We start from the raw sequence: 25,260 nt of genomic DNA, 5'->3' as shown, positions 1-25,260 counted from the left end.
TTCCCGGGTACGACAACTTCTGCGCACCCGAGACGCACCCGCGGGGCCTCGTCCGCCCCACTCCTCAAAAGTTGCGGTAGCGGCGCGCGACTACCGCAACTTCTGGAGTGTGGGGCGGGCTCTACGGCGTGTGCAGGCATGCGCGGGCACCCGCCGCAGGGCGCTGGCGAACGCGCGCGTCGAGTCGTCGAGAGTTGCGGTAGTCGAGCGCGACTACCGCAACTCTGGAAGGTGGGGCGGGCTCCGGAGCGGAGCCGCCCGGCGTCAGGCGAAGCGGGAGGGCAGCACGGCGCCGTTCACGGCGCGGAGCTCCTCGAGCGGCACGGTGAAGAGGCCCTGGACCTCGACGACGGGGGACTCGGCGTCGGTCACGCCGATCCGGAGCACCGGGTAGCCGCGGCCCTCGCAGAGGCCGCGGAACTTCACGTCGTCCTCGCGCGGCACCGACACGAGCACGCGGCCGGTCGACTCCGAGAAGAGGGCGGCGGTCGCGTCGACGCCGTCGCGCTCCATCAGCTCGTCCAGCCAGATCCGCACGCCGACGCCGAAGCGCATCGCGGACTCGGCCAGCGCGACGACGAGGCCGCCGTCGGCGAGGTCGTGCGCGGAGGCGATCAGCGACTCCGTCGACCCGGCCGCGATCAGCTCGGCCAGCGCCTTCTCGGCCGCGAGGTCGAGCTGCGGGGGACGCCCGCCGAGGTGGTCGTGCACGGTGCCGGCCCAGGCGGAGCCGTCGAGCTCGTCGCGGGTGACGCCGAGGAGGTAGACGTTGTCGCCCTCGTCCTGCCAGCCGGAGGGGATGCGGCGGCCGACGTCGTCGATGACGCCGAGGACGCCGACGACGGGGGTCGGGAAGATCGGCACGTCGCCGGTCTGGTTGTAGAACGAGACGTTGCCGCCGGTGACGGGGATCTCGAGCTCGAGGCAGGCGTCGGCGAGGGCGCCGACGGCCTCGCGGAACTGCCACATCACCTCGGGGTTCTCGGGGCTGCCGAAGTTGAGGCAGTCCGAGACGGCGACCGGGGTCGCTCCGGTGACGGCGACGTTGCGGAACGCCTCGGCGAGGGCCAGGCGGGCGCCCTGCGCGGGGTCGAGCTGGCACCAGCGGCCGTTGGCGTCGGTGGCGACCGCGAAGCCCAGTCCGGACTCCTCGTCGACGCGGATCATGCCGCCGTCGTCGGGGTAGCTGAGCGCGGTGTTGCCGAGCACGTAGCGGTCGTACTGCGAGGTGATCCAGCTCTTGTCGGCGAGGTTCGCCGAGCCGAGCAGCGCGAGGGTCTCGGCGCGGAGGGCGTCGCCGTCGCTCGAGCGCGGCAGGCGCGAGGAGGAGTCGGCCTGCAGCGCGTCGAGCCAGGCGGGGTAGGCGATCGGGCGCTCGTAGACCGGGCCGTCGACGGCGACGGTGCGCGGGTCGACGTTGACGATCTCCTCGCCGTGCCAGTTGATGATCAGGCGGCCGGAGTCGGTGACCTCGCCGAGCACGCTCGTCTCGACGTCCCACTTGCGGACGACCTCGAGGAACGCGTCGAGCTTCTCGGGGCGGACGACCGCCATCATCCGCTCCTGCGACTCCGACATCAGGATCTCCTCGGCCGTGAGCGAGGGATCGCGCAGCAGCACCGAGTCGAGCTCGATGAACATGCCGCCGTCGCCGTTGGAGGCCAGCTCGGAGGTGGCGCAGGAGATGCCGGCGGCGCCGAGGTCCTGGATGCCCTCGACCAGGTCGTCGCGGAACAGCTCGAGGCAGCACTCGATGAGCACCTTCTCGGCGAACGGGTCGCCGACCTGCACGGCCGGGCGCTTGGTCGGGCCGCCGTCGGCGAAGCTGTCGGAGGCGAGGATCGACGCGCCGCCGATGCCGTCGCCGCCGGTGCGCGCCCCGAAGAGCACGACCTTGTTGCCGACGCCGCGGGCATTGGCGAGGTGCAGGTCCTCGTGGCGGAGGACGCCGACCGCGAGCGCGTTGACGAGCGGGTTGCCCTGGTAGACGGAGTCGAAGTACGTCTCGCCGCCGATGTTCGGCAGGCCGAGGCAGTTCGCGTAGAAGGAGATGCCGGCGACCACGCCGTGCACGACGCGGGCGGTGTCCGGGTCGTCGATGTCGCCGAAGCGCAGGGCGTCCATCACGGCGACGGGACGGGCGCCCATCGAGATGATGTCGCGGACGATGCCGCCGACGCCGGTGGCCGCGCCCTGGAACGGCTCGATGTAGCTCGGGTGGTTGTGGCTCTCGATCTTGAAGGTGACGGCCCAGCCCTCGCCGACGTCGACGACTCCGGCGTTCTCGCCCATGCCGACCATGAGGTTCTTCTTCATGGCGGGCGAGACCTTCTGCCCGAACTGGCGGAGGTACATCTTCGACGACTTGTAGGAGCAGTGCTCGCTCCACATCACCGAGTACATCGCCAGCTCGCCGCTCGTGGGGCGCCGGCCGAGGATCTCGCGGATGCTCGCGTACTCGTCGGGCTTCAGCCCCAGCGCCGCGTAGGGCTGCTCCTTCTCGGGAGTGACGGCCGCGTTCGCGGTGGTGTCGGGAACGGCGATGCGGGCGTCTGCGGTGCGGCTGTCTGCCATGTGCTGGAGGCTCCAGGAGAGAGGGTGGGGATGCGCGACGATCCTACCGGGGTGGGCGCTCGCGCCTCGGGGGCGCCCTCCGGGCCGACCCGCCCGTCGTTCTGGCACCGCCTAGGATCGGCCGGGTGGAGCGGGTGATCGGCACAGCGCGGGGGATCGGCACGGCTCGGGCCGGCGGCACGACACGCGGGACCGGCACGGCGAGGGCCGCGGCCGTCCTCGCGACCCTCCTCTGGGCGCTCTACCAGTGCTTCGGCAACCTGGGCGCCGCCAACATCTCCTCGGACGAGCCGGTCTACCTCTCCGCCGGCTGGAGCTATCTGCACGGCGACATGACGCCGAACCTCGAGCACCCGCCGACCGCGAAGTACCTGATCGGACTCGCGCAGGTCGTGCTCGGCGAGGGCCTGCTCGCGGGGCGCATCGCCGCCGGTGCCGCGACCCTCCTCACCGGCGTGATCCTCTGGTTCTGGCTGAAGCGCGAGCTCGGCACGGTCCTGGCGCTGATCCCGGCCGGGCTGTTCCTCCTCTTCCCCCGGACGACCGCGACCGGCGGCACCCGGATCGACCGGCTCGCGCTCCTGGAGCCGTTCATGGTGCTCTTCGCGGTCGCTGCGATGGCCGCGGCCTGGGCCTGGGCGCGACGCGGGGCGGCGGGGGAGCGCGGCGGCTGGCTGATCGGGTTCGCGGGCGTGCTCTTCGCGCTGTCCGTCACCTCGAAGCTGACGACGCTGGCGCTCGCGCCGGTCTTCCTCCTGCCGCTGCTGATGGTCCGCGACCGCCGCCGCGCGCTCCGCGGCTTCGCGGCCTTCGCGCTCGCGTTCCTGGTGGCAGCCGTGCTCGCCTATCTGCCGGTGCACCCGGTCGAGGCGATCCGCTACCTGCTCGACTTCCAGAGCGAGCACAACGCCAGCGGGCACATGATCGACGTCGCGGGGGCGCCGTACCGCTTCCCGCCGTGGTGGGCGAACCTCTGGTTCATGCTGTCGGGCACGGGTCCGGCGGCGCTCGCCGTGCTCGTGCTGGGCGGGCTGCTGGCGCTGCTCGCGCCGCGGCGGCGGGCGCTGGTGCTGTACCTGGCGGGGGCGACGCTGCTCCTGCTGGTGTTCCACCTGCTGATCAGCGCCGTCGCGCTGCCGCACTACTACGTGGCGTGGGCATGGCTGCTCTGCGTGCTCGCGGGGATCGGGATCGCCGAGGCTCTGCGAGACGGGCTCGCGCTGCCGCGGCGGATCGCGCGGCCGGTCGGCGTCGTGCTGCTGGCGGCCTCGCTGGTGATCGCGGCGGCGACGTCCGTCGGGGTCGCGCAGGAGCGGCCGACCGGCATCGCGCGGGTGGCGGGCGCGCTGCACGAGCGCGGGCTCGACGGCGGGCTGGTGCTGGTGCAGGGGATGTCGTCGGGGGTCTACGTGCCCTACATCGGCGATCGGTACACGACGGATCCGGCGTCGGACGGGATCGTCGCGATCGCGATCGAGGAGTCGGCGCGCTTCCCGCTGGATCCTCGGGTCGAGGAGTATCTGGCCACTGACCCGACCGTGGTGCAGCTCGACGAGCTGTGGCTGGTGCTGACGGACGGGCCGCTGCCGGCCGAGTGACGGGGTGTGCGCGGATGACGCGCACACCATCAGCTGAGAGCGGGGTTCATCGCCGATGAGCGATGAACACGGCTCTCGACTGATGTTCTGCGCCGGTCGGCGAGGCGAGCCGGATCAGGCCTCGCGGCAGGGCCCGGAGTCGACGGTGTCGGTCAGCGACGGCGCCTCGGCGGCCACCGGGCCGAGCACCGCGAGCGGGATCGCATAGCCGACGTTGTCGACCGACGCGGCCTTGCCGAAGACCACGCCCGAGACGGTGCCGTCGAGCGAGAGCAGCGGGCCGCCCGAGTTGCCCTGGTTGACGAGGGCCGCGAGCGTCAGCACCTCGCGCGAGGTCGGCGCGCCGTCGACCATCAGCGAGACGGTGGCGTCGGAGGAGATCTGCGCGGCGCCGAGGGTCAGCGGGCCGCCGAACGGGTAGCCCGCCACGACGGCGTCGTCGCCCGCGGTCACGGCGTCGTCGAGGGCGAGCGGTGCCGCGGAGAGTCCGTCGACCGCGATCACCGCGAGGTCGGCGGCGGCGTCGAGGTAGACGACGCGGCCGGTGCGCGGCGGCTCGTTCGGCGCCTCGACCACGGGCTGCGAGACTCCGGCCACGACGTGGGCGTTGGTGACGACGCGGTCGTCCGAGACGACGAAGCCGCTGCCCGTGACTCCGACGTCGCAGGCCCAGGCGGTGCCGGAGACGCGCACGACCGAGTCGGTGGCGGTCGCGACCTCGGGGTCGTCCGTCGCGACGCTCGGGATGACCGGCGCCTCGGTCGGGGCGTCGAGGGCCTCGACGATCCAGGAGGTGCCCTCGTCCACGACGGTCGACTGCAGCTGCGCGAGGAAGCCGCGGACGGGGTCCGGCGTGAGGTCGTCGATCGTGCGGATGACGGTGGAGCCGGCGACGGAGGTGGTCACGAGCGGGACGCCCAGCAGGGAGACGGCGGAGGTGACGGCGATCCAGACGAGCCCGGTGATGGCGACGCCGGCGACTCCTCCGGCGAGGCGGTCGAGCAGGCCGAGCTTCACCTTGTCGGCGCCGCGGCCGAACACGGCGCCGATGGTCGCGCCGATCGCGTAGCCGACGCCGAGCAGCAGCACGGCGGTGCCGATCACGGCGAGGAGCCGCCACTCGCTGCCGGCCGCCCACGCCGAGACGGCGGGGACGGCGAAGGAGGCGGCGATCGCGCCGGCGACGACGCCCGCCAGCCCGCCGAGCGTGCGGAGGAAGCCGCGGCGCAGACCGTCGACGAGCGCGCCGATGAGGCTCAGCACGACGATGGCGTCGACGATCACGGATGCGCCCATGCGGAACTCCTCGCGGTCGGGATCCTCCAGCATGACCGACGGCGGATGCGGGGACACCCGGAGGAGCCTGCGAGTCCAGGGCTCGACATGCTGGTCGAGCAGCCCCGTAGGGGCGTATCGAGACCCGCCGTCCCCACGAGGGCGGGTCTGCAGACCGCCGTTCCGGCGCTGGTGGATCTCGATGCGCCCGCTTCGCGGTCTACTCGATCAGCATGGCTTCCCCGAAGACGCGCCTTACCCGAGGGCACTCGCGCGGCTTAGAAGAAGGAGATGCAGTACGGCGCGGCGATCGGCGCGAAGAAGCGGTCGACGCTCTCGTGGTCCGCTTCCGCCAGCGTCACCGCGCCGGCCCGCGCCAGCGTGGACGGGCGGGCGGAGCCGAGCAGCAGGGTGCCGAGGTCGGCGACGTCGAGCTGGAGGGTCGGCGCGTCGTCGCTGCGCTCGACCCGGCCCTCACCGCCCTCGACCGTGATCCGGTACGTGCCGTCGACGAGGCCGAGCTCGTCGCGCACCGCGAGGACGAGCGTGCCGTCGCTCGTCCAGGGGCGGGCGGAGAAGGCCGTCGCTACGTCGAGCACGCGCGTCCAGATCAGGTCGGAGACGGTGGTCACCTGGACGACGCGCGCGTCGCGCAGGGCCCAGGTCAGCGGGTCGTCGAGGGGGGCCATGTGCCAGGTGACGGTGGAGGCGAGGTCGACGGCGCCGAGGAAGCCCCAGAGTCCGAGGTAGGCGTCGGCGGTCGCGGCGACCAGGTCGACGACCTCGAGGGTGCGGTCGTCCTCGTCCGGCCCGACGGCCTTGTAGGTGACGTAGCCGTCGAGTCGTCCGTCGGCGTCGAGGTGCACGGCCGAGCGGACGGCGCGGCCCGGCGCGGTCTCGCCGGGCTCGGTGCCGACGGCGTTCGCCGCGTAGCGCGACTGCCGGGTCAGTGAGCCGGGGGTGCGCGCGTGGAAGGCGCGGAAGACCTCCTCCACCCGCGACTGCAGCCAGGTCGTCGCGACGACCTCGACGCGGCCGGCCGGCTCGACCTGCAGGGCGAAGCGCGGGCCGGTGTCGACGCGGATCGAGCGGGTGAACGCCGAGCGGCCGAAGCCGAACCGGCGGTAGATCGAGGCCTCGCTCGCGGTGAGCACGGCGACCGCGGCGCCGGACTCGCGGGCCAGGCGCAGGTCGTCGGTGATCATGGCGCGGAGGATCCCGCGGCGGCGGTGCGTGGCCCGGACGGTGACCTGCGAGACGAGGTGAGCGGCGAGCTCGCGCCCGCGCCCGACCTGCAGCGACCCGGGGAACGCGGCGTAGGTGGCGACGGGGACGGACTCGCCGTCGATGCCCTCCGGGGAGGCGGAGTCGTGCACCGCGGTCAGCTCGCGCTGGTCGGCGACCATGTGCTCGGCCCAGTCGCGCCACTGCTCCGGCGTGTACTCCGTCTCGTGGAAGCCCGCGTTGATCGCGGTGCCCCAGGCGGCCGTGGCGGCGTCGGGCCCGCCCTCGGCGGTCAGGGCGGCGGGGAAGCGACGGAATTCGAGACCGGGAAGAGACATCCGTCCAGCTTAGGCAACCGGCCTGCGCGGGTGCTCCGGGGGTCGGAGCGGCGGTCGCCCGGTGGACTCCCGGAGGAGGGTCAGAGGGCGCGCCAGCGCTTCTCCAGCGCGTCGTCGACGGCCTCCGCCAGTGCGGCGAGCGCCCCGGGGTCCGGCGCCGCCGCCACGACCCGCGCACAGGCCGCCGTGATCACCGCGCGCCGTCGGGGCAGCGTCGCCGTGAAGGCGCAGTCGCGCAGCAGCAGGAGCACCCGCTCGGCCGGCGCCTCGACCGCCAGCGCCAGCAGCAGCCGGCGCTCGAACGGCGCCTCCGGCACCATCAGCCGCCAGAACCCCGCCGCGTCCTGGAACGCGGCCGGCGGATCCGGCACTCGGGCCAGCAGCGCGAGCGCCGCGGTCAGCCCGTCGACGTCCGCCGCCGCGACCAGCCCGCGCAGCCCCGACTCCACATCCGTCCCGGGACCCGGCCCGAGCGTCACCGCGGCGAGCGCGCGCGCGTCGAGCCGTCGCTCCGTCTCCTCGTCGGGCACCGTCTCGTCGGCCGACCACCACGAGAGCAGCGGAGTCGCCGCCACGGCGACGTCGCCGGGCCGCCGCTCCAGCGCGATCAGCAGATCCTCCGCGGCGGCGAGCGCCACCAGCGCGTCGACGTCGACCGCCAGGATCGTCCCCGAGGTCGAGGGCAGCACGAGGTGCCGCCCCGACGGCGGCACGATCTCCGCCCGGGTCCGCGCGCCGGGCCCGCGGGTGCTCGCGCGCAGGATCGCCGCCTCGAGCGTGTCCGAGCCCGCCCGCGCCGCATCGCCTCCGAAGATCCGTCCACCGCGCGCCATCCCGCCACGCTACCGTCGGCGGCATGACCCGCCTCGTCGCCCTCCTCCGCGGAGTGAACGTCAACGGCCGCACCGTCCGCAGCGCGGACCTCGCCGCCACCGTCGAGGGCGTCGGCGGCACGGCCGTCCGCACCGTGCTCGCCAGCGGCAACGCCGCCTTCGACTCCGACCGCGACCCGTCCGAGCTGAAGCCCGCCCTCGAGGCCGCCCTCGGCGAGCGCTTCGGCTACGACGCCTGGATCGTCCTCGTCACGCAGGAGGCGCTCGCCGCGGCCGCCGCCGCCTACCCGTTCGAGCGGATCGACGAGACCGCGCACCCCTACGTCGTCTTCGGCTCCGACCCCGCCGCCCTCGACGCCGCCGAGTCCGCGATCGGCGCGACCGACCCGGACGTCGAGCTGCTCGCCCGCGGCGACGGCGTCCTCTACTGGCGCTGCCCGAAGGGCTCCTCCACCGACACTCCCGCCGCGAAGATCCTGGCGCGCGCCGTCTTCCGCTCGACGACGACGACCCGCAACCTCCGCACCGTGGAGAAGCTCGTCACGGCCTGAGGTACGGACACCGCAGCCCTTTCCGGCTGAGAAGTCGCACATTCTTTGGTTAGGCTGTCCTTAGTGCTCGGCGTCCGCCGCCTGACGCGCCCTCACGACCACAGCCTTCCGAAAGGGAACAATGCCCCGCGCCACCAAGCCGCTCGCCCTCGTCGCGACCGCCCTGCTCACCGTCGGCCTCGCCGGCTGCTCGTCCGCCGCGGCCGGCTCCGACACCGCGGACAGCGGCTTCGAGCCGATCACCATCGAGCACGCGCTCGGCACCACGACCATCGAGTCGCAGCCGGAGCGCGTCGCGACCGTCAACTGGGCCAACCACGAGGTCCCGCTCGCGCTCGGCGTGGTCCCGGTCGGCATGGCCGCCGCGAACTTCGGCGACGACGACGGCGACGGACTGCTCCCCTGGGTGTCCGAGAAGCTCGAGGAGCTCGGCGGCGAGACCCCCGTCCTCTTCGACGAGACCGACGGCATCGACTTCGAGGCCGTGGCCGACACCCAGCCCGACGTGATCCTCGCCGCCTACTCCGGCCTCACGCAGGAGGACTACGACACGCTGACCGAGATCGCGCCCGTCGTCGCGTACCCCGAGACCGCCTGGGGCACCTCCTGGCGCGACACCATCACCTTCAACAGCGAGGCGATGGGCATGGCAGACGAGGGCGCCGCGCTGATCGGCGAGCTCGAGACCGAGATCGAGGAGAAGGTCGCCGCGCACCCGCAGCTCGCCGGCGCCTCGGCGATGTTCCTCACCCACGTCGACCCGACCGACCTCAGCCAGGTCAGCTTCTACACGACGCACGACACCCGCCCGGCCTTCTTCGAGGACCTCGGCCTGACCACGCCGGACAGCATCGCGACCGCCTCGGCCACCACCGACGCGTTCTCGCTCACCCAGAGCGCCGAGCAGGCCGACGCGTTCAACGACGTCGACGTCATCGTCACCTACGGCGACGACGAGCTCGTCAACACTCTCAAGGCCGACCCGCTGCTCTCGCAGATCCCGGCCGTGCAGAACGACGCCATCGTCCGCCTCCCCTCCACCCCGCTCGGCACCGCCGCGAACCCGACCCCGCTGTCGATCTCGTACGTGCTCGACGACTACCTCGCCATGCTGGCCGAGGCCGCCGACAAGGCGGAGTGATCCACTCCCGCCCGCTCGCGTGACCCTCACCGCACCTCCCGTCTCGGGTGTCGCCGCCGTGCGGCGCCCGAGGCGTCTGCGCGCCCTCTGGCTGCTCGTGTCGCTCCTGGTGCTGGCCGGCGTCGCGGTGCTCTCGGTGCTGATCGGCTCGCGCGACGTGGCGTGGAGCGACGTGGTCGCCGCGCTCGGCGGCTCGACCGACGGCTTCGCGCAGGCCGCGGTCGCCAAGCGCATCCCGCGCACCGCCCTCGCGGCCGTCGCCGGCGCCGCGCTCGGGGTCTCCGGCGTGCTGATGCAGGGCGTCACCCGCAACCCGCTCGCCGACCCCGGCATCCTCGGCGTCAACACCGGCGCCTCGCTCGCCGTCGTCACCGGCATCGTCTTCTTCGGCCTGTCCACCGCGACCGGCTTCATCTGGGTCGCGATCGGCGGTGCGGCCGTCGCGGCCGTCTTCGTCTATGTCGTCGGGTCGCTCGGCCGCGGGGGAGCGACGCCGCTCAAGCTCGCGCTCGCCGGCGCCGCCACCTCCGCCGCGCTGGTCTCGGTGATCAGCGCGATCGTGCTGCCCCGCGCCGACCTCTCCGGCGGCATCCGCTCCTGGCAGATCGGCGGAGTCGGCGGCGGCACCGTCGCGAGCATCGGGCAGGTGCTGCCCTTCCTCGCCGTCGGACTCGCGCTCTGCGTGCTCTCGGCGAAGAGCCTCAACACCCTCGCGCTGGGCGACGAGCTGGCGGCCGGCCTCGGCGAGCGCGTGGCCCTCGCCCGTGGAGCGGCAGCCCTCGGCGCTGTCGTCCTCTGCGGAGCGACCACCGCGGTCACCGGGCCGATCGGCTTCGTCGGCCTGGTCGTCCCGCACGCCTGCCGGCTGATCGTCGGCGTCGACCACCGCTGGCTGCTCCCCTTCTCCGCGGTCGCGGGCGCGGTCCTGCTGATCGGCGCGGACGTCGTCGGCCGCATCGTCGCCCGCCCGAGCGAGATCGACGTCGGCATCATCACGGCGCTGATCGGCGCCCCCGTCTTCATCGCGATCGTCCGCCGGCAGAAGGTGCGCGAGCTGTGACCGCCGTGCAGTCCCGGCCCGCCGCCCGCGCCGCCGTACCCTCCGCCACCGCCCTCGCCGTCGCGGCCGGCCGCCGTCGTCGCGGTGGTCGTCGCCGCGCCGTGGTCGCCGTGCTGGTCGCGCTCCTCGTCGTCGTCTTCGCCGTCTCGCTGATCGTCGGGCAGACGATCTACTCGCCGGCCGAGGTCGTCCGGGTGATCCTCGGCGAGCAGGTGCCGGGCGCCTCCTTCACGGTCGGGCGCCTGCGCCTGCCGCGCGCGATCCTCGGCGTGCTCGTCGGCCTCTGCTTCGGCCTCGGCGGCGTCGCCTTCCAGACCATGCTGCGCAATCCGCTGGCCAGCCCCGACATCATCGGCATCAGCGCCGGAGCGAGCGCCGCCGCCGCTTTCGCCATCGTCACGCTCTCACTCGGAGCGACGCAGGTCTCGGTCCTCGCCATCGCCGCCGGCCTCCTGGTCGCGCTCGTCGTCTACGCCCTCTCCTATCGCAGCGGCGTCGCCGGCACCCGGCTGATCCTGATCGGCATCGGCGTCGCCGCGATGCTCGACAGCGTCACCGCCTACGTGCTCTCCCGCGCCGCCGCCTTCGACTTCCAGGAGGCCAGCCGCTGGCTGACCGGCAGCCTCAACGGCGCCCGCTGGAGCGAGGTCGTGCCGGTGCTGATCGCCGTGGTCGTCCTCACCCCGGTGCTGCTCGCCTGCTCGCGCGACCTCTCCGGCACCCAGCTCGGCGACGACACCGCCTCCGCGCTGGGCATCCGGGTGAACCGCACGCGCCTCGTCGTCATCGTCGCCGCCGTCGGCCTGATCGCCTTCGCGACCGCGGCGGCCGGCCCGATCGCGTTCGTCGCCTTCCTCTCCGGCCCGATCGCCGCGCGGCTGGTCGGCCCCGGCCGCTCGCTGCTGATCCCGTCGGCCCTGGTCGGCGCGCTGCTCGTGCTGGTCGCCGACCTCGTCGGGCAGTACGCCCTGGGCCTGCGCTACCCGGTCGGCGTCGTCACCGGCGTGCTCGGCGCGCCGTACCTGATCTACCTCATCGTCCGCAGCAACCGATCGGGAGGCTCCCTGTGACCGCCGAGCACACCCTCACCGTCGACGCGCTCACCCTGGGCTACGGCGACCGCACCGTCGTCGAGGGCCTCGACCTCGTCGTCCCGCCCGGCCGCATCACCGCGATCGTCGGCGCGAACGCCTGCGGCAAGTCGACCCTCCTGCGCTCGATGTCGCGGCTGCTCGCCCCGCGCGCCGGCACCGTGCTGCTCGACGGCAAGGCGGTGCACAGGACTCCGGCCAAGCAGCTCGCGCGCACCCTGGGCCTGCTGCCGCAGTCGCCGATCGCTCCGGAGGGGATCACCGTCGCGGATCTCGTCGGCCGCGGCCGCCACCCGCACCAGGGCATCCTCAGCCGCTGGAACGCGCACGACGACGAGGCCGTCGCGACGGCCCTCGACGCGACCGACACCGCCGCCCTCGCCGATCGCGCCGTCGACGAGCTCAGCGGCGGCCAGCGCCAGCGGGTCTGGATCGCGATGGCCCTCGCCCAGGAGACCGACCTGCTGCTGCTGGACGAGCCGACCACCTTCCTCGACGTCAGTCACCAGGTCGAGGTGCTCGATCTCCTCGTCGACCTCAACCGCAACCGCGGCACGACCGTGGTGATGGTGCTGCACGACCTCAACCTCGCGGCCCGCTACGCCGACCACCTCGTCGCGCTCGCCGGGGGCACCGTGCACGCCGCCGGCACCCCCGCCGACGTCCTGACCGAGGACACCGTCCGCGCCGTCTTCGGCCTGGACAGCCGGATCATCACCGACCCCACCTCCGGCACCCCGCTGATGCTCCCGCTCGGCCGCCACCGCCTGACCACCGGCCCGGGCGAGGCCGACCTGCAGCCGCTCGGCTGACCGCCCGGCGCGAGTCTCCTCCCAGCTGACGCGGCGCTGATCCGCCGATTCGACGCGCAGTGGGGCCTGCTGCCCGGCCAGCGCCCATCCCGGGTCCGCTCGCGGACTGCACGGCGACCGAGTGGACGCGAATCGGGGTTCGCGACCGAGCCAGGGCCCGGTCCGCGTCGGTTCGGGGGCGCGGCGCCTGGACAGCTGCGAGACACGGGGCCGAGGCCGACCTGCAGCCCCTGGGCTGACCGCCCGCCGCGGGTCTCCTCCCCAGGCGCGCAATCTTCGCGCTCTCCACGAAGTTCAAGCCCACCCTTACCCTTGAGCAGCAGGGTGGGCTGGAATACCCTGATGACCAGGCCGCAGAAGTACCGCGACGTCACGAGGTTCCTCCGCTCGCGGGGGTGGGAGCGCACCCGGCAGCGAGGGAGCCACGAGACGTGGAGCCCGGCCGAGGGCGGCGCGACCGTCACCCTCGTGCAGCACCGGGGCGAGGTCTCGCCCGGCGTCGTCCGCCAGCTGCAGGCGGTCTTCGAGGACACCCCGAGCGATTGGAACCGACCATGACGAGCGGACCCCGGGTCCTCGCGGCCCGCGCCTACCGGGACGGCACCCCCTGGTGGACCATCGAGATCCCCGAGCTGACCTCGACCGCGCCGAACGGAGTCGAGATCGTCGCGACCGGGGGCGCGGTCTCGACCCGCGGCATCCCGACCGCCGCCCGCGAGCTCGCCGCGGTCCACCTCGACGTCGGCGTCGACGAGGTGGACGTGCGGGTGACCGTCGAGGCGCCGCCGGAGGTCCTCGCGGTCTGGAACGAGGGCGCCCGCGCCGAGGAGGAGGCCCGCGCCGCCCTCCGGCATGCCGGTGCACTCCGCCGCGAGGCCGTCCGCGCCCTCCGCGCCGACGGCTACACCGTGGAGGCCGTCGCGGCCGCCCTGCGGATCAGCCCCGCGCGCGTCTCGCAGCTCGCGGCCACCCCCGATGCGGGGGACGCCCTCGCGGACACCGCCTGACGGGCCGCACGACGAAGGCCGAGCGCCCGGAATCGCCCTGGAATCCGCGGATCCGGTCGTGCAGCCGTCGTTCTGCGGACGACTCCGCGGCCACCGGCGCGCACCCGCCGCGCAGACCCGCCGCGGCGCGCGGATGTCGGACGTGTAAACGGTTCCAGGCGGCGACCGGGGGGCGTATACGATACCCGGTGTCCGCGCGGACGGCCTGTCGCCGGCGGAGCCCGCCGCACTCGTGCCCCGACAAGAGGTCTTCCCGCTGTGACTGCTTCACCGACGCGCCCCGACGCCTCCGCCCTCGGCCGGGCGAAGGCACTGCTCTTCGACCTCGACGGGGTGCTCACCCCGACCGCCGACGTGCACATGCAGGCCTGGGCCCGCCTTTTCACGCCGTACCTCGAGTCGCGCGGCATCGCCGACGGCTACACCGACGCCGACTACTTCCGGTACATCGACGGACGCCCCCGCTACGACGGCGTCCGCGCCCTGCTCGCCTCCCGCGGCATCACCCTCCCCGAGGGCACGCCGAGCGACGACCCCGCGCTCGAGACCGTCTGCGGGCTCGGCAACCGCAAGAACGACGCCTTCAACGCGACCCTCGCCGAGAACGGCGTCGCCCCGTACCCCGGCTCGCTCGCCCTGGTCGACGCCGCGATCGCCGCGGGCGTCGAGGTCGCCGTCGTCACCTCCTCCCGCAACGGCGTGCCGGTGCTCGAGGCCGCGGGGATCCGCGACCGCTTCGAGGTCGTCGTCGACGGACTCCTCGCCGCCCGCGACTCGATCGCCGGCAAGCCCGCCCCCGACACCTACCTGCACGCCGCGCAGCTGCTCGGCCTCACCGCCGCCGAGTGCGTCGTCGTCGAGGACGCGCACTCCGGAGTCGCGGCCGGCCGCGCGGGCGCCTTCGGCCTCGTCGTCGGCGTCGACCGCGGCGTCGGCCGCGACACCCTGCTCGAGCACGGCGCCGACATCGTCGTGGACGACCTGGCCGAGCTGCTCCCCTTCCTCCCCTCCGCCCCCGCCCCCGAGGACGCCGCATGAACCCCATCACCTCCGACCCGCTCGACCGCAACCGCTTCCCGGTCGACGAGTGGTCCCTGATCGAGACCGAGTTCGCCACCGAGCTGCAGGGGCGCACCGAGACCCTCTTCGCCACCGGCAACGGCTATCTGGGCCTGCGCGGCAACGTCGAGGAGGGCCGCGACGGCTACGCCTACGGCACCTTCATCAACGGCTTCCACGAGACCTGGCCCATCCGGCACGCGGAGGAGGCGTTCGGCTTCGCCCGCGTCGGCCAGACCATCGTCAACGTGCCGGACGCGAAGATCATCCGCCTCTACGTCGACGACGAGCCGTTCGTGCTGAGCGAGGCCGACGTCCTCGCCTACACGCGCCGCCTCGACTTCGCCAACGGCGTGCTCACCCGCGAGCTGGAGTGGCGCACCCCGTCGGGCAAGCGGGTGCTGATCCGCTCGCGCCGCCTGGTCTCCTTCACCGATCGGCACCTCGCGATCCTCGACTACGAGGTCGAGATGCTCGACCACGACGCCTCGGTGCTGATCTCGAGCCAGATCCTCAACCGCCAGGACGGCGTCGACGAGTACCACGCTCCCTCGGGCAGCGAGGCCGCCGGCTTCGACCCGCGCAAGGCCGAGTCCTTCGAGGACCGGGTGCTGCAGCCGAGCCTCAAGCGGGTCAGCGGCACGCGCTACCTGCTCGGCTACCGCACCACGAACTCCCGGATGACCGTCGCCTGCGGTGCCGAGCACGTGCTCGAGACCGAGAACGAGTGGGACCAGACCTCCCAGATCGACGACGACCTCGCCAAGCACGTCTACCGCGTGAAGGCGAAGGCCGGCGTGCCGGTGCGCCTGGTGAAGACGCTGACCTACCACACCTCCCGCGGCGTCCCCGTGCGCGAGCTCGCCGACCGCTGCGACCGCACGCTCGACCGCGCCCGCGAGACGCCTGTCGAGGAGCAGTTCACCAAGCAGCGCGAGTGGCTCGACGACTTCTGGCTCCGCTCCGACGTGCAGATCGACGGCCAGCCGGCGATCCAGCAGGCCACCCGCTGGAACCTCTTCCAGCTCGCGCAGTCGACCGCCCGCACGGACGGCGGCGGCGTCGCGGCGAAGGGCGTGTCGGGCTCCGGCTACGGCGGCCACTACTTCTGGGACACCGAGGTCTACGTCCTCCCGTTCCTCAGCTACACGGCCCCGCTCGTGGCGCGGAACGCCCTGCGCTTCCGCCAGAACATGCTCGAGGCGGCCCGCTCGCGCGCGGCCGAGCTCAACCAGCGCGGCGCGCTCTTCCCCTGGCGCACCATCAACGGCCAGGAGTCGTCGGCGTACTACGCGGCCGGCACCGCGCAGTACCACATCGACGCCGACATCTCGTACGCGCTGATGCAGTACGTGGGCGCGACCGGCGACGACGACTTCCTCGCCCGCGGCGCGATCGACATCCTGGTCGAGACCGCCCGGATGTGGGCCGACCTGGGCTTCTGGCGCAGCAACGGCGACGACCACTTCCACATCCACGGCGTCACCGGGCCGGACGAGTACACGACCGTCGTCAACGACAACCTGTACACGAACGTGATGGCCCGCTCGAACCTGCGCGCGGCCGCCCGCGCCGTCGAGCTGCTGAAGGCCGTCGAGCCGTCGGCCTACGAGCGGATGGTCGCCCGGCTGCTGCTGGACGAGGACGAGGTCATCGAGTGGGCCCGCGCGGCCGACAAGATGCACATCCCCTTCGACGCGCGCGCCGGCATCCACCCGCAGGACGCGGCGTTCCTCGAGAAGGAGCTGTGGGACCTCGAGAACACCCCGGCGACGAAGCGCCCGCTGCTGCTGCACTTCCACCCGCTGGTGATCTACCGCTTCCAGGTGCTCAAGCAGGCCGACGTCGTGCTCGCGCTGCTGCTGCAGGGAAACGAGTTCACCGCGGAGCAGAAGCGCGCCGACTTCGAGTACTACGACGCGCTGACCACCGGCGACTCGACGCTGTCCGCGGTCGTGCAGTCGATCATCGCGGCCGAGGTCGGCTACAGCGAGCTGTCGCGGCACTACTTCCTCTCGGCGCTGTTCGTCGACCTCGCCGACCTGCACCGCAACACGGCCGACGGCATCCACGTCGCCTCGACCGGCGGTGTCTGGAGCGCGCTGGTCTACGGCTTCGGCGGGATGCGCGACCACGGCGGGCGGATCACGCTCGACCCGCGCCTCCCCGACGACTGGGACCGCCTGACCTTCCGCATCTCGCTGCACGGCACGCGCGTGCGCGTCGAGGTGACCCAGGGCGAGGTGCTGCTGACCGTCGAGGACGGCGACGCGGCGGCGATCACCGTCCGCGGCGAGCGCGTGCACGTCGAGTCCGGCAACCCGGTCCGCGTCGGCCTCGGCCATCAGGGCCCGCGCCTGATCGGCGCGCCGACCACCTCCGACATCGAGGGCACCCGCCGCTCGGACGGCACGGTCATCACCGCCTCCATCCCCACCATCTCGATGACCCCGGAGCCCGAGGTGCTGACGGGCCCGTAGCCGCTCCGCCGCTCGAGCGGCCGCGCCGCATCCTTCTGCTGGTCGGACGGCTGCGCGCCGTCGTTTCATGCTGATCGAGTAGCCCGCGCGGCGGGCGTCTCGAGATCCCCCACCGTCTGGAGGAGGGGTCTCGATGCGCCCCTCCGGGGCTGCTCGACCAGCATGCACAGCAGCAGCGCCCGCCCCCGAGCGTGCCGGAGGCGGGTGACGCTTCGCGGCGTCAGGCCGTGGCGACCAGCGCGCGCACCGCGGAGGTGAAGAACGCGAGCCCGTCCACACCGGAGCGCATCGCGAGCGCGGTGTCCGGGCCGAAGCCCGGCTCGACCGCGTGCTCGGGGTGCGGCATCAGGCCGACGACGTTGCCGCGCGCGTTCGCGACTCCGGCGATGTCGTTCATCGAGCCGTTCGGGTTGGCGCCGAGGTAGCGGAAGACCACGCGGCCCTCGCCCTCGAGCTCCGCGAGCGTCTCGGCGGAGGCGATGTAGCCGCCCTCGCCGTTCTTCAGCGGGATGGTGATCTCCTGGCCGGCCTCGAAGTCGCTGGTCCACACGGTGGAGGCGTTCTCGACGACGAGACGCTGGTCGCGGCAGACGAAGGAGCCGACGTCGTTGCGGATCAGACCGCCGGGCAGCAGGTGCGCCTCGGTCAGCATCTGGAAGCCGTTGCAGATTCCGAGAACGGGGGTGCCGGCGTTCGCCGCGTCGATCACCTCGCGCATGATCGGCGAGTGCGAGGCGATGGCGCCGCAGCGCAGGTAGTCGCCGTAGGAGAAGCCGCCGGGCAGCACGATCGCGTCGACGCCGCCGAGGTCGTGGTCGCCGTGCCAGAGGGCGACCGGCTCCGCGCCGGCGAAGCGGACCGCGCGCTGGGCGTCGCGGTCGTCGAGCGAGCCGGGGAAGGTGATGACGCCGATGCGCATGCTCACGCCTCCGGGTAGTGGATGCCGACGACGTCCTCGATCACCGAGTTCGACAGCATCTCGTCCGCGAGCGCGGCGATGGAGGCGCGGACCTCGTCGGTCACCTCGTCGACGGTGATCTCGAAGCGCTTGCCCACCCGCACGCCCGTGACGGCGGAGTGGCCGAGGCGCGAGAGCGCGCCGGCGACGGCCTTCCCCTGCGGATCGAGCAGCTCGGCCTTGGGCATGACTTCAACGACGATCGTGGGCACCGTGTTCTCCGGAGTCTCGAGGGGCTGTGCGGATCTCCGCCCGCCCATCGTACCCGCCCGGCTTTCCGGCGATCCGTCCCGGGATCGCGGGTGCTCCGTGGATCGGAGCCCGTCGGCCGCCGCCCGTCGGCCGCCGCCGCTCAGGCCGCCGCGGTCACCCGCAGCGTGTTCGCCCACGGGTCCTCGAAGGACAGCGTCCGGCCGTCGTCCGCCGTGGCGACCTTCGCGCTGCGCAGGCGCTCGCCGAGGGCACCGAGATCGTCCGTCGCGGGCACCACGATCTCGACCTGCCCGAGTCCGAGCGCGAGCTGCCGCCGCCCGGCGCCGAGCGAGTTCCAGGTGTTCATCGCCATGTGGTGGTGGTAGCCGCCGGCCGAGACGAACAGCGCCTGCCCGCCGTAGGCGATCGTCGTCTCGAAGCCGAGCCGGTCGACGTAGAACTCCTTCGCCGTCGCGACGTCGCCCACGCTGAGGTGCACGTGGCCGACCGAGGCTCCGCCGAGCCGCGGCTGCGCGATCGCCTCCTCGGTGAGGTGCTCCTGGAGGAACGCGTTCGGATCGAGGAAGAGCGTCGACATCTCGATCCGGCCGTGCGTCCAGGACCACTGGCTGCGGTCGCGGTCCCAGTAGAGCTCGACGCCGTTGTGCTCGGGGTCGTCGAAGTAGAACGCCTTGCTCACCAGGTGGTCGGAGCTGCCGGTGAAGGAGCCGGGGTGCCGGGTCGCGACGCTGTGCACGGCGGCGGCGAGCGCCGCCTCGGACTCGAAGAGGATCGCGGTGTGGAACAGCCCGGCGCTGCGCGGGGCCGCGTGCCGCAGCTCGGGGGCGTGCTGGAGGATCACCGCCGGGACGCCGCCGCGGCCGAGCACCGCGACGGAGCCGTCCTGCGAGAGCAGGTCGAGCAGGACGGCGTCGCGGTAGTAGGCGATCATCCCGTCGAGGTCGGCGACGCGCAGCGTGACCGCCCCCATCGCGGTGTCGGGGGCGAGCAGGTCGGGAGAGGGGGTGGTCATGCCGGTCATGCTAGGTCCAACTCAGTTGTAGCCACAACTATTTCCTTCGAGGGCGGATCGGCGCACCGGCCCTGCGGAGGCGGATCCTGCGTTCATAGGATCGGCATAGGCATCACCCAGCCCGCCCTGGGCGGGAGGTCGTCGAATGGACTCCGGTCGCCGTCAGGGGCGGCCCCGGCCACGAGGACGCATCATGAACGAGTCACCCGAATCCCACGGCGCCGAGCGCGAGCCCGGTGCCGCCGCCACCGCGACGGACCCCACCGGCGCCGAGGAGCGCCAGGCGCTCCGGACCGACGACCGTCGCCGTCGTCGCCGCGCCCTGATCGCCGGCGGCGCCGGCCTCGCGCTGCTGATCGGCGTCACCGCGGGCGGCGTCTCGATCGCCGGCAGCGCGGAGTCGACCTCGTCCGCCTCGTCGAGCACCGCGTCCACGACCGTCTACCCCGGCGGATCCCGCGGCTCCTTCGGCGGCGGCATCGTCGTGCTGCCGTACTCGGGCGGGTCCTCGTCGACCTACGGCTCCGGTGGCGGGTCGGTCTCCGGGTACGGCTCCGGCTCGGGGACCTCCGGCTCCACCTCGACGTCCGCGGCGACCGACGCCGTCGCCGCGAGCGCCGCGCAGACCGCCGGCGTCGTCACGATCACCTCCGACCTCACCTACGAGGGCGCGACCTCCGCCGGCACCGGCGTCATCCTCACCTCCGACGGCATGATCCTCACCAACAACCACGTCGTCGAGGGCTCCACCAGCATCACCGTCACCGTCGAGAGCACCGGGCGGAGCTACACCGCCCGCGTCGTCGGCACCGACAAGACGAACGACATCGCCGTGCTCCAGCTCGAGGACGCCTCGGGCCTCACTCCGGCGACGCTCGACACCGACGGAGTCGCGGTCGGCGACGCGGTCACGGCGGTCGGCAACGCGAAGGGCACCGGCAACCTCGTCGCCGCGGCCGGCACGATCGAGGCCCTCGGGCAGAGCATCACGACGCAGTCCGAGACCGGCATCACCGGCGAGGAGCTCACCGGTCTGATCCAGGTCGACGCCGACATCGTCGCGGGCGACTCCGGCGGCCCGCTGGTCGACGCCACCGGCGCGGTCGTCGGCATCGACACCGCCGCCTCCAGCGGGACCGCGGACATCACCGGCTTCGCCATCCCGATCTCGACCGCACTCGACATCGTCGCGACGATCGAGGCGGGCGCCGACACGTCGACCGTCGCGATCGGCTACCCGGCCTTCCTCGGCGTCTCGCTGCCGTCCGGCACGACGGGGGGCACCGCCTCCGGAACGGTCTCGGGCGCGAGCACCGCGGCCGGCGCCCTCCTCGCCGGCGTGATCGAGGGCACGCCCGCTGCCGCCGCCGGCCTCGCCGCCGGTGACGTCGTCACCGCGGTCGACGGCACCGCCGTCGCCTCGGGCGACGCGCTCTCCGCGGACCTCGCCCAGCGCGAGCCCGGCGAGTCGGTCACCCTCACCTGGACCACCGCCGCCGGCACCGTCCAGTCGGCCACTGTCACCCTCGTCGAGGGCCCGGTCGCCTGACCTCGCATGCCGATCGAGCAGCCCGCTGCGCTGGCTGCTCGATCAGCAGGAAAGGTCCGCTGCGCGGGCTGCTCCCTCAGCGGCGGACGTGCTGGTCGAGCAGCCGCGGAGCGGCGTATCGAGACCCGCCCCGCCCGCACGCCCATCCGGCGCCAGCACACCCACCGCGACGCGCCGTTGTTTTGAACTATTCAACACAACTCGGTAGCCTTGTCCCCATGACGATGACGGACGACACGCTGCGAGCCTCCGGGCTCAAGGCCACCGCCACCCGGCGGGCCGTTCTCGTGGCGCTCGAGGGGCACCCGCATTCCGACGTCGATCAGATCCTCGCGCGGGTGCGCGTCGATCTGCCCGACGCCTCGGCCCAGGCCGTGTACGGGGTCCTCGCCGCCTTCACCGAGGCCGGCCTCACCCGCCGCATCGAGCCGGAGGGCCATGCCCGCCGCTTCGAGCTCCGGGTCGGCGACAATCACCACCACGTCGTCTGCCGCAGCTGCGGCGCCGTCGCCGACGTCGACTGCGTCGTCGGCCAGGCGCCCTGCCTGCATCCGTCGTCGTCGAGCGGCTTCGCCATCGACACGGCCGACATCACGTTCTGGGGCACCTGCCCCGACTGCCTCGCGCAGGCCGAGACCCGGCCGGCGCCCGCCATCACCGCCGCGGAGGGCCTCCCCGCTCCCCGCCGACAGGAGGATTCATGACCGAGGAACGATTCACGACGACCGATGCCGGAGCCCCCGTCGCCAGCGACGAGCACTCGCTGAGCGTCGGAGCCGACGGCCCCATCGCGCTCCACGACCACTACCTCCTCGAGAAGCTCGCGCAGTTCAACCGCGAGCGCATCCCGGAGCGCGTCGTCCACGCCAAGGGCGGCGGCGCCTTCGGCCGCTTCGTCACCACCGGCGACGTCAGCGCCTACACCCGCGCCGCGCTCTTCCAGCCCGGCGTCGAGACCGAGATGCTCGCGCGCTTCTCCACCGTGGCCGGCGAGCAGGGCTCGCCCGACACCTGGCGCGACCCGCGCGGCTTCGCGCTGAAGTTCTACACGAGCGAGGGCAACTACGACCTCGTCGGCAACAACACCCCGGTGTTCTTCCTCCGCGACGGCATCAAGTTCCCCGACTTCATCCGCTCGCAGAAGCGCCTGCCCGGCACGCACCTGCGCGACCACGACATGCAGTGGGACTTCTGGACCCTCTCGCCCGAGTCGGCGCACCAGGTCACCTGGCTGATGGGCGACCGCGGCCTGCCGAGCTCGTGGCGGCACATGGACGGCTTCGGCTCGCACACCTACCAGTGGGTCAACGCCGCCGGTGAGCGCTTCTGGGTGAAGTACCACTTCAAGACGAACCAGGGCATCGAGATCCTCAGCCAGGAGCAGGCCGACCAGATCGCGGGCGAGGACGCCGACTTCCACATCCGCGACCTGTCCGCCGCGATCGACCGCGGCGACCACCCCTCGTGGACCCTCTCGGTCCAGGTCATGCCGTATGCGGACGCCGAGTCCTACCGGTTCAACCCGTTCGACCTCACCAAGGTCTGGCCGCACGCGGACTACCCGCTGATCGAGGTCGGCACGATGACGCTCGACCGCAACCCGGAGAACTACTTCGCGCAGATCGAGCAGGCGACCTTCGCCCCCTCGAACTTCGTGCCCGGGATCGAGGCCAGCCCCGACAAGATGCTGCTCGCCCGCATCTTCAGCTATGCCGATGCGCACCGCTACCGCGTGGGCACCAACCACGCGCAGCTGCCGGTCAACGCCGCGAAGTCGCCCGTGCACTCGTACTCGAAGGACGGCGCGATGCGCTTCGACTTCCAGCGCTCCGAGCTGCCCGTCTACGCGCCCAACACGACCGGAGGCGCGCACGCCGACCCCACCCGTGCGGCGGAGGGACCCGGCTGGGAGACCGACGGGGCGCTCACGCGGGCCGCGGCGACCCTGCACCCGGAGGACGACGACTTCGGCCAGGCCGGCACGCTCTACCGCGACGTCCTCGACGACGACGCGAAGGCGCGACTGGTCGCGAACATCGCCGGTCACGTCTCCAAGGTGACCCGCCCGGAGCTGCGCCAGCGCGTGCTCCAGTACTGGGCGAACGTGGACAGCTCGCTGTCGCAGCGCGTCGCCGAGGCCCTCGAGCCCTCCGCTCCCGGTGCGGACGTCTCGCCGGAAGAGGTCGGCATCAACGCCTGACCCCCTGGTGCGCGGTACCTGCTGATCCGGGTACCGCGCACCTCCGCCCGGTCCCTCGGACCGAGCGCCCCCGAGCAGCGGGCGGCGCGGGCTGTCGCATGCGGCCCCGCGTCGTCCGCTTCCCCGTTCCAGAAGGCCGGCCCCGCCCGGGCGCCGGCGGATCAGCCGGGGAAGCCGAGGCGCCGCTGCCACTCGGCGAGCACCTCCCCGTCGACGTCGAAGAGCTCCGCACCCCGGTGCGGGGCGTCGATCTCGGTGCTCGTCACGCGCACCCCGGTCGGCAGGATCTCGACGATCGCGGCTCCCGACGCGGCGACCGACCGCTCGTGCTCCGGCCCGGCGAGGACGTCGGTCCGATTCGCGGAACCGGGAGCCACCACCACCGGGGCCGCCTGCGTCGTGTCGACGAAGGCGTGGTGCCAGTGCCCGGCGAGCACCGCGAGGAGGCTCGACCCCGCAGCCGCCTCCCAGAAGTCGTGCGGATTCGCCAGTCCCATCCGCCGGTGCAGCGGGGTCACCGCCTCGATCGGCGGGTGGTGCAGCACCACGACGGTCGGCACCGCCGGGTCCTCCGCCACTCGCGACCGCAGCCAGGCCAGCGTCGGCTCGGTGAGCAGTCCCCACGACGCCCCGCCCGGAACGGACGAGTCGAGCACCAGGATCCGCACCCCGCGCACCACGACCTCCGCGTTCCACGGTCCGTCCGAGCCGAACCCCTCGCGGTCGTCGTGATTGCCGAGGGCGAGCACCGCGTCGGCGTCCCGTTCGGCGCACCACTCCTCGAGCCTGGTGCGCAGAACCCGGTACGACTCCGGATCGCCGTCGTCCGCGAGATCGCCCGACACCACGACGGCGTCGAGATCGGCGACGGAGGAGTGCGCCGCGAGCACCGCGTCGAGCGACGCTCGGGGATCGACGATGCGGTTGTAGCGCGCCCCTCGGTCCGCGAGCAGATGCGTGTCCGAGAGGTGCAGGATCCGCAAGGCGCGGGGAGGGTGCTCCTCGAGGATCACGTCGGCCCGCGCTCCGGCCGCCTCGATCCGCCCGGCGTTCCGCTCGTCGGGACCGTCGGTCCAGGCGATCGCCTCCTCGACGGTCTTGCCGAAGCGGAGGTGCCGGGCCAGCAGTCGCCGCCGCCGGAGGGCCGGCTCGATGCGGAGGTGCAGCGTCAGATCCAGGAGCTCGGCGACCTCGCTCCAGCCGTCGTCCTCGAGCAGCAGGTAGTTGCCCTCGACCAGGACGATGGTCCGCTCAGCCAGGGGGAGAGCGAGGGAGTCGGGCACCGGCTCCTCGATCGAGCGGTCGAAGGAGGCGACCCGGACGGTGTCGCCGGGCTGCGCGACCCGGAGTCTGCGCACCGCGTCGACGAAGCCGTCGACGTCGAAGGTGTCCGGGGCCCCCATCCGCTCGCGCCGGCCGAGTTCGCGCAGGCGCTGCTGGGGCAGGTGGTATCCGTCGAGCGGGAGGACGAGCGAACCGGGCAGCTCCGCGCGCAGCCGCTCGGCGATCGTCGACTTGCCGGCGCCGGGGGAGCCGGTGAGTCCCACGAGGAGGAGCGGGGTGTCGGCCGCCGCCAGGCGGATCGCCGCGACCGCGTCGCCGATCGAGTGCAGGACGGGAGGCGCGTCGGACCGGGAGTGCTCGAGCCGGGGCTGGTCGGGGAGAGGCATGCGCCCATTGTGCTCAGCGGGGTCGGGGCCGCCGCGGTGCAGCCCGAGATCAGTGGACACAGCGCGCGTTCTCGCGCTGGGGAGGAGCCGTGTGCCAGGAGGTGGCTGATCACGACACGCCCGGGATGAGCGCTTCCGGGGGTCCGGTTTGACAGCACCAGGATCGGGCCGTAACTTATTCCAAGTCGCCACACAGGCCGCAGGGAAACGGAACAACAGGGCTCCTCAGGAGCACGGTTCGACGTCCCGGCCTCATTCGGCACCATCCACTCGGCAAGACAGTCCTTCGGGTCACGTCTGCCGCACGGATGTAAAGCCTCCGCAGGATCCATCGGGTCCGGCACCTTCGCCGCCCGGCGACGGACTCAGGTCCGGAACCGAGCAACGTCGGAGCGCCTACGGGTGTTTCGACAAGGTGAAAAAGCCGGATTTGACACGGCCTGCGGATGTGCTAAGTTAGTCAAGTTGCCACGGCGGCTGAGAGAACAACTTCCTCAGCTTAGCGAAGTCTTCCGACTAAGGCAATATCTTTCGGTAGCAACATCTTCGATCACTTCCGTTGTGAAGCACCTCTTGAGGTGTGGAGGCGGGATGTGTCCGATTCTTGAGAACTCA

The 25,260-nt window shown here is 72.8% G+C and carries 21 protein-coding genes; 13 read left to right on the top strand and 8 right to left on the bottom strand.

Going from position 1 to position 25,260, the window contains the following annotated elements; all coding sequences use genetic code 11:
* Nucleotides 1–264: 264 nt before the first annotated feature.
* Complete coding sequence (gene purL, locus HRK28_RS13865; protein WP_173252045.1) at nt 265–2,574, bottom strand: phosphoribosylformylglycinamidine synthase subunit PurL; 2,310 nt, start codon at nt 2,572–2,574, stop codon at nt 265–267.
* A gap of 125 nt (nt 2,575–2,699) precedes the next feature.
* Here purL and HRK28_RS13860 point away from each other — a divergent pair, with 125 nt between their 5' ends.
* A complete protein-coding gene (locus HRK28_RS13860; protein WP_173252044.1) occupies nt 2,700–4,172 on the top strand; it encodes a glycosyltransferase family 39 protein in 1,473 nt (490 codons plus the stop codon).
* A gap of 114 nt (nt 4,173–4,286) precedes the next feature.
* Here HRK28_RS13860 and HRK28_RS13855 read toward each other — a convergent pair whose 3' ends face one another.
* From HRK28_RS13855 to HRK28_RS13845, 3 genes are all read right to left on the bottom strand, one after another.
* On the bottom strand, nt 4,287–5,468 hold the full coding sequence (locus HRK28_RS13855) for a MarP family serine protease (RefSeq protein WP_173252043.1): 1,182 nt from the start codon (nt 5,466–5,468) through the stop codon (nt 4,287–4,289).
* A gap of 257 nt (nt 5,469–5,725) precedes the next feature.
* Nucleotides 5,726–7,009: a GNAT family N-acetyltransferase gene (locus HRK28_RS13850; protein ID WP_173252042.1), complete on the bottom strand. Its 1,284-nt coding sequence runs from the start codon at nt 7,007–7,009 to the stop codon at nt 5,726–5,728.
* 80 nt (nt 7,010–7,089) lie between these two features.
* Nucleotides 7,090–7,842 (bottom strand): DUF2254 family protein, encoded by a 753-nt coding sequence (locus tag HRK28_RS13845; RefSeq protein ID WP_173252041.1) that lies wholly within the window; start codon nt 7,840–7,842, stop codon nt 7,090–7,092.
* A 23-nt stretch (nt 7,843–7,865) separates the two neighbouring features.
* On the opposite strand from HRK28_RS13845, the gene HRK28_RS13840 reads away from it, so the two are divergent.
* From HRK28_RS13840 to HRK28_RS13800, 9 genes are all read left to right on the top strand, one after another.
* Nucleotides 7,866–8,393 (top strand): DUF1697 domain-containing protein, encoded by a 528-nt coding sequence (locus HRK28_RS13840; RefSeq protein WP_173252040.1) that lies wholly within the window; start codon nt 7,866–7,868, stop codon nt 8,391–8,393.
* A gap of 121 nt (nt 8,394–8,514) precedes the next feature.
* The gene (locus tag HRK28_RS13835) at nt 8,515–9,534 is read left to right on the top strand and encodes an iron-siderophore ABC transporter substrate-binding protein (protein ID WP_173252039.1); all 1,020 of its coding nucleotides are present in this window, start codon (nt 8,515–8,517) and stop codon (nt 9,532–9,534) included.
* 19 nt (nt 9,535–9,553) lie between these two features.
* Nucleotides 9,554–10,594 carry an iron ABC transporter permease gene (locus tag HRK28_RS13830; RefSeq protein ID WP_173252038.1) on the top strand — a complete coding sequence of 347 codons (1,041 nt, stop codon included), beginning with the start codon at nt 9,554–9,556 and terminating at the stop codon, nt 10,592–10,594.
* A 5-nt stretch (nt 10,595–10,599) separates the two neighbouring features.
* Entirely contained in the window at nt 10,600–11,664 is a 1,065-nt protein-coding gene (locus tag HRK28_RS13825) for an iron ABC transporter permease (protein WP_173252385.1), read from the top strand.
* Complete coding sequence (locus HRK28_RS13820; RefSeq protein WP_173252037.1) at nt 11,661–12,497, top strand: ABC transporter ATP-binding protein; 837 nt, start codon at nt 11,661–11,663, stop codon at nt 12,495–12,497. The genes HRK28_RS13825 and HRK28_RS13820 overlap by 4 nt, the downstream gene beginning before the upstream one ends.
* A gap of 342 nt (nt 12,498–12,839) precedes the next feature.
* The gene (locus tag HRK28_RS13815; RefSeq protein ID WP_173252036.1) at nt 12,840–13,055 is read left to right on the top strand and encodes a type II toxin-antitoxin system HicA family toxin; all 216 of its coding nucleotides are present in this window, start codon (nt 12,840–12,842) and stop codon (nt 13,053–13,055) included.
* A complete protein-coding gene (locus HRK28_RS13810; RefSeq protein ID WP_173252035.1) occupies nt 13,052–13,504 on the top strand; it encodes a hypothetical protein in 453 nt (150 codons plus the stop codon). Before HRK28_RS13815 ends, HRK28_RS13810 begins: the two co-directional genes overlap by 4 nt.
* Before the next feature lie 258 nt (nt 13,505–13,762).
* A complete protein-coding gene (locus tag HRK28_RS13805) occupies nt 13,763–14,542 on the top strand; it encodes a beta-phosphoglucomutase family hydrolase (protein WP_173252034.1) in 780 nt (259 codons plus the stop codon).
* Nucleotides 14,539–17,043, top strand: coding sequence for a glycoside hydrolase family 65 protein (locus tag HRK28_RS13800; protein ID WP_173252033.1), 2,505 nt, complete (start codon nt 14,539–14,541; stop codon nt 17,041–17,043). The genes HRK28_RS13805 and HRK28_RS13800 overlap by 4 nt, the downstream gene beginning before the upstream one ends.
* Before the next feature lie 220 nt (nt 17,044–17,263).
* On the opposite strand, the gene purQ is transcribed toward HRK28_RS13800, so the two are convergent.
* The 3 genes from purQ to HRK28_RS13785 form a co-directional block, all read right to left on the bottom strand.
* Nucleotides 17,264–17,962, bottom strand: coding sequence for a phosphoribosylformylglycinamidine synthase subunit PurQ (gene purQ / locus HRK28_RS13795; RefSeq protein WP_173252032.1), 699 nt, complete (start codon nt 17,960–17,962; stop codon nt 17,264–17,266).
* A 2-nt stretch (nt 17,963–17,964) separates the two neighbouring features.
* Nucleotides 17,965–18,213 carry a phosphoribosylformylglycinamidine synthase subunit PurS gene (gene purS / locus HRK28_RS13790; RefSeq protein ID WP_173252031.1) on the bottom strand — a complete coding sequence of 83 codons (249 nt, stop codon included), beginning with the start codon at nt 18,211–18,213 and terminating at the stop codon, nt 17,965–17,967.
* A 140-nt stretch (nt 18,214–18,353) separates the two neighbouring features.
* Nucleotides 18,354–19,226 carry a VOC family protein gene (locus tag HRK28_RS13785; protein ID WP_173252030.1) on the bottom strand — a complete coding sequence of 291 codons (873 nt, stop codon included), beginning with the start codon at nt 19,224–19,226 and terminating at the stop codon, nt 18,354–18,356.
* 193 nt (nt 19,227–19,419) lie between these two features.
* On the opposite strand from HRK28_RS13785, the gene HRK28_RS13780 reads away from it, so the two are divergent.
* The 3 genes from HRK28_RS13780 (at nt 19,420) to HRK28_RS13770 (ending at nt 22,975) form a co-directional block, all read left to right on the top strand.
* Nucleotides 19,420–20,775, top strand: coding sequence for a S1C family serine protease (locus HRK28_RS13780; protein WP_217274793.1), 1,356 nt, complete (start codon nt 19,420–19,422; stop codon nt 20,773–20,775).
* A 218-nt stretch (nt 20,776–20,993) separates the two neighbouring features.
* On the top strand, nt 20,994–21,479 hold the full coding sequence (locus HRK28_RS13775) for a Fur family transcriptional regulator (protein WP_173252029.1): 486 nt from the start codon (nt 20,994–20,996) through the stop codon (nt 21,477–21,479).
* Nucleotides 21,476–22,975: a catalase gene (locus HRK28_RS13770; protein ID WP_173252028.1), complete on the top strand. Its 1,500-nt coding sequence runs from the start codon at nt 21,476–21,478 to the stop codon at nt 22,973–22,975. Before HRK28_RS13775 ends, HRK28_RS13770 begins: the two co-directional genes overlap by 4 nt.
* Before the next feature lie 161 nt (nt 22,976–23,136).
* On the opposite strand, the gene HRK28_RS13765 is transcribed toward HRK28_RS13770, so the two are convergent.
* Nucleotides 23,137–24,645, bottom strand: coding sequence for a metallophosphoesterase (locus HRK28_RS13765; protein WP_173252027.1), 1,509 nt, complete (start codon nt 24,643–24,645; stop codon nt 23,137–23,139).
* Nucleotides 24,646–25,260: the final 615 nt, after the last annotated feature.

The sequence above is a fragment of the Rathayibacter sp. VKM Ac-2835 genome, from assembly GCF_013266705.1.
Taxonomy (GTDB): Bacteria; Actinomycetota; Actinomycetes; order Actinomycetales; family Microbacteriaceae; genus Rathayibacter.
The sequence above is the reverse complement of the archived record's forward strand: the minus strand, read 5'-3'. Positions and strand labels throughout refer to the sequence as shown.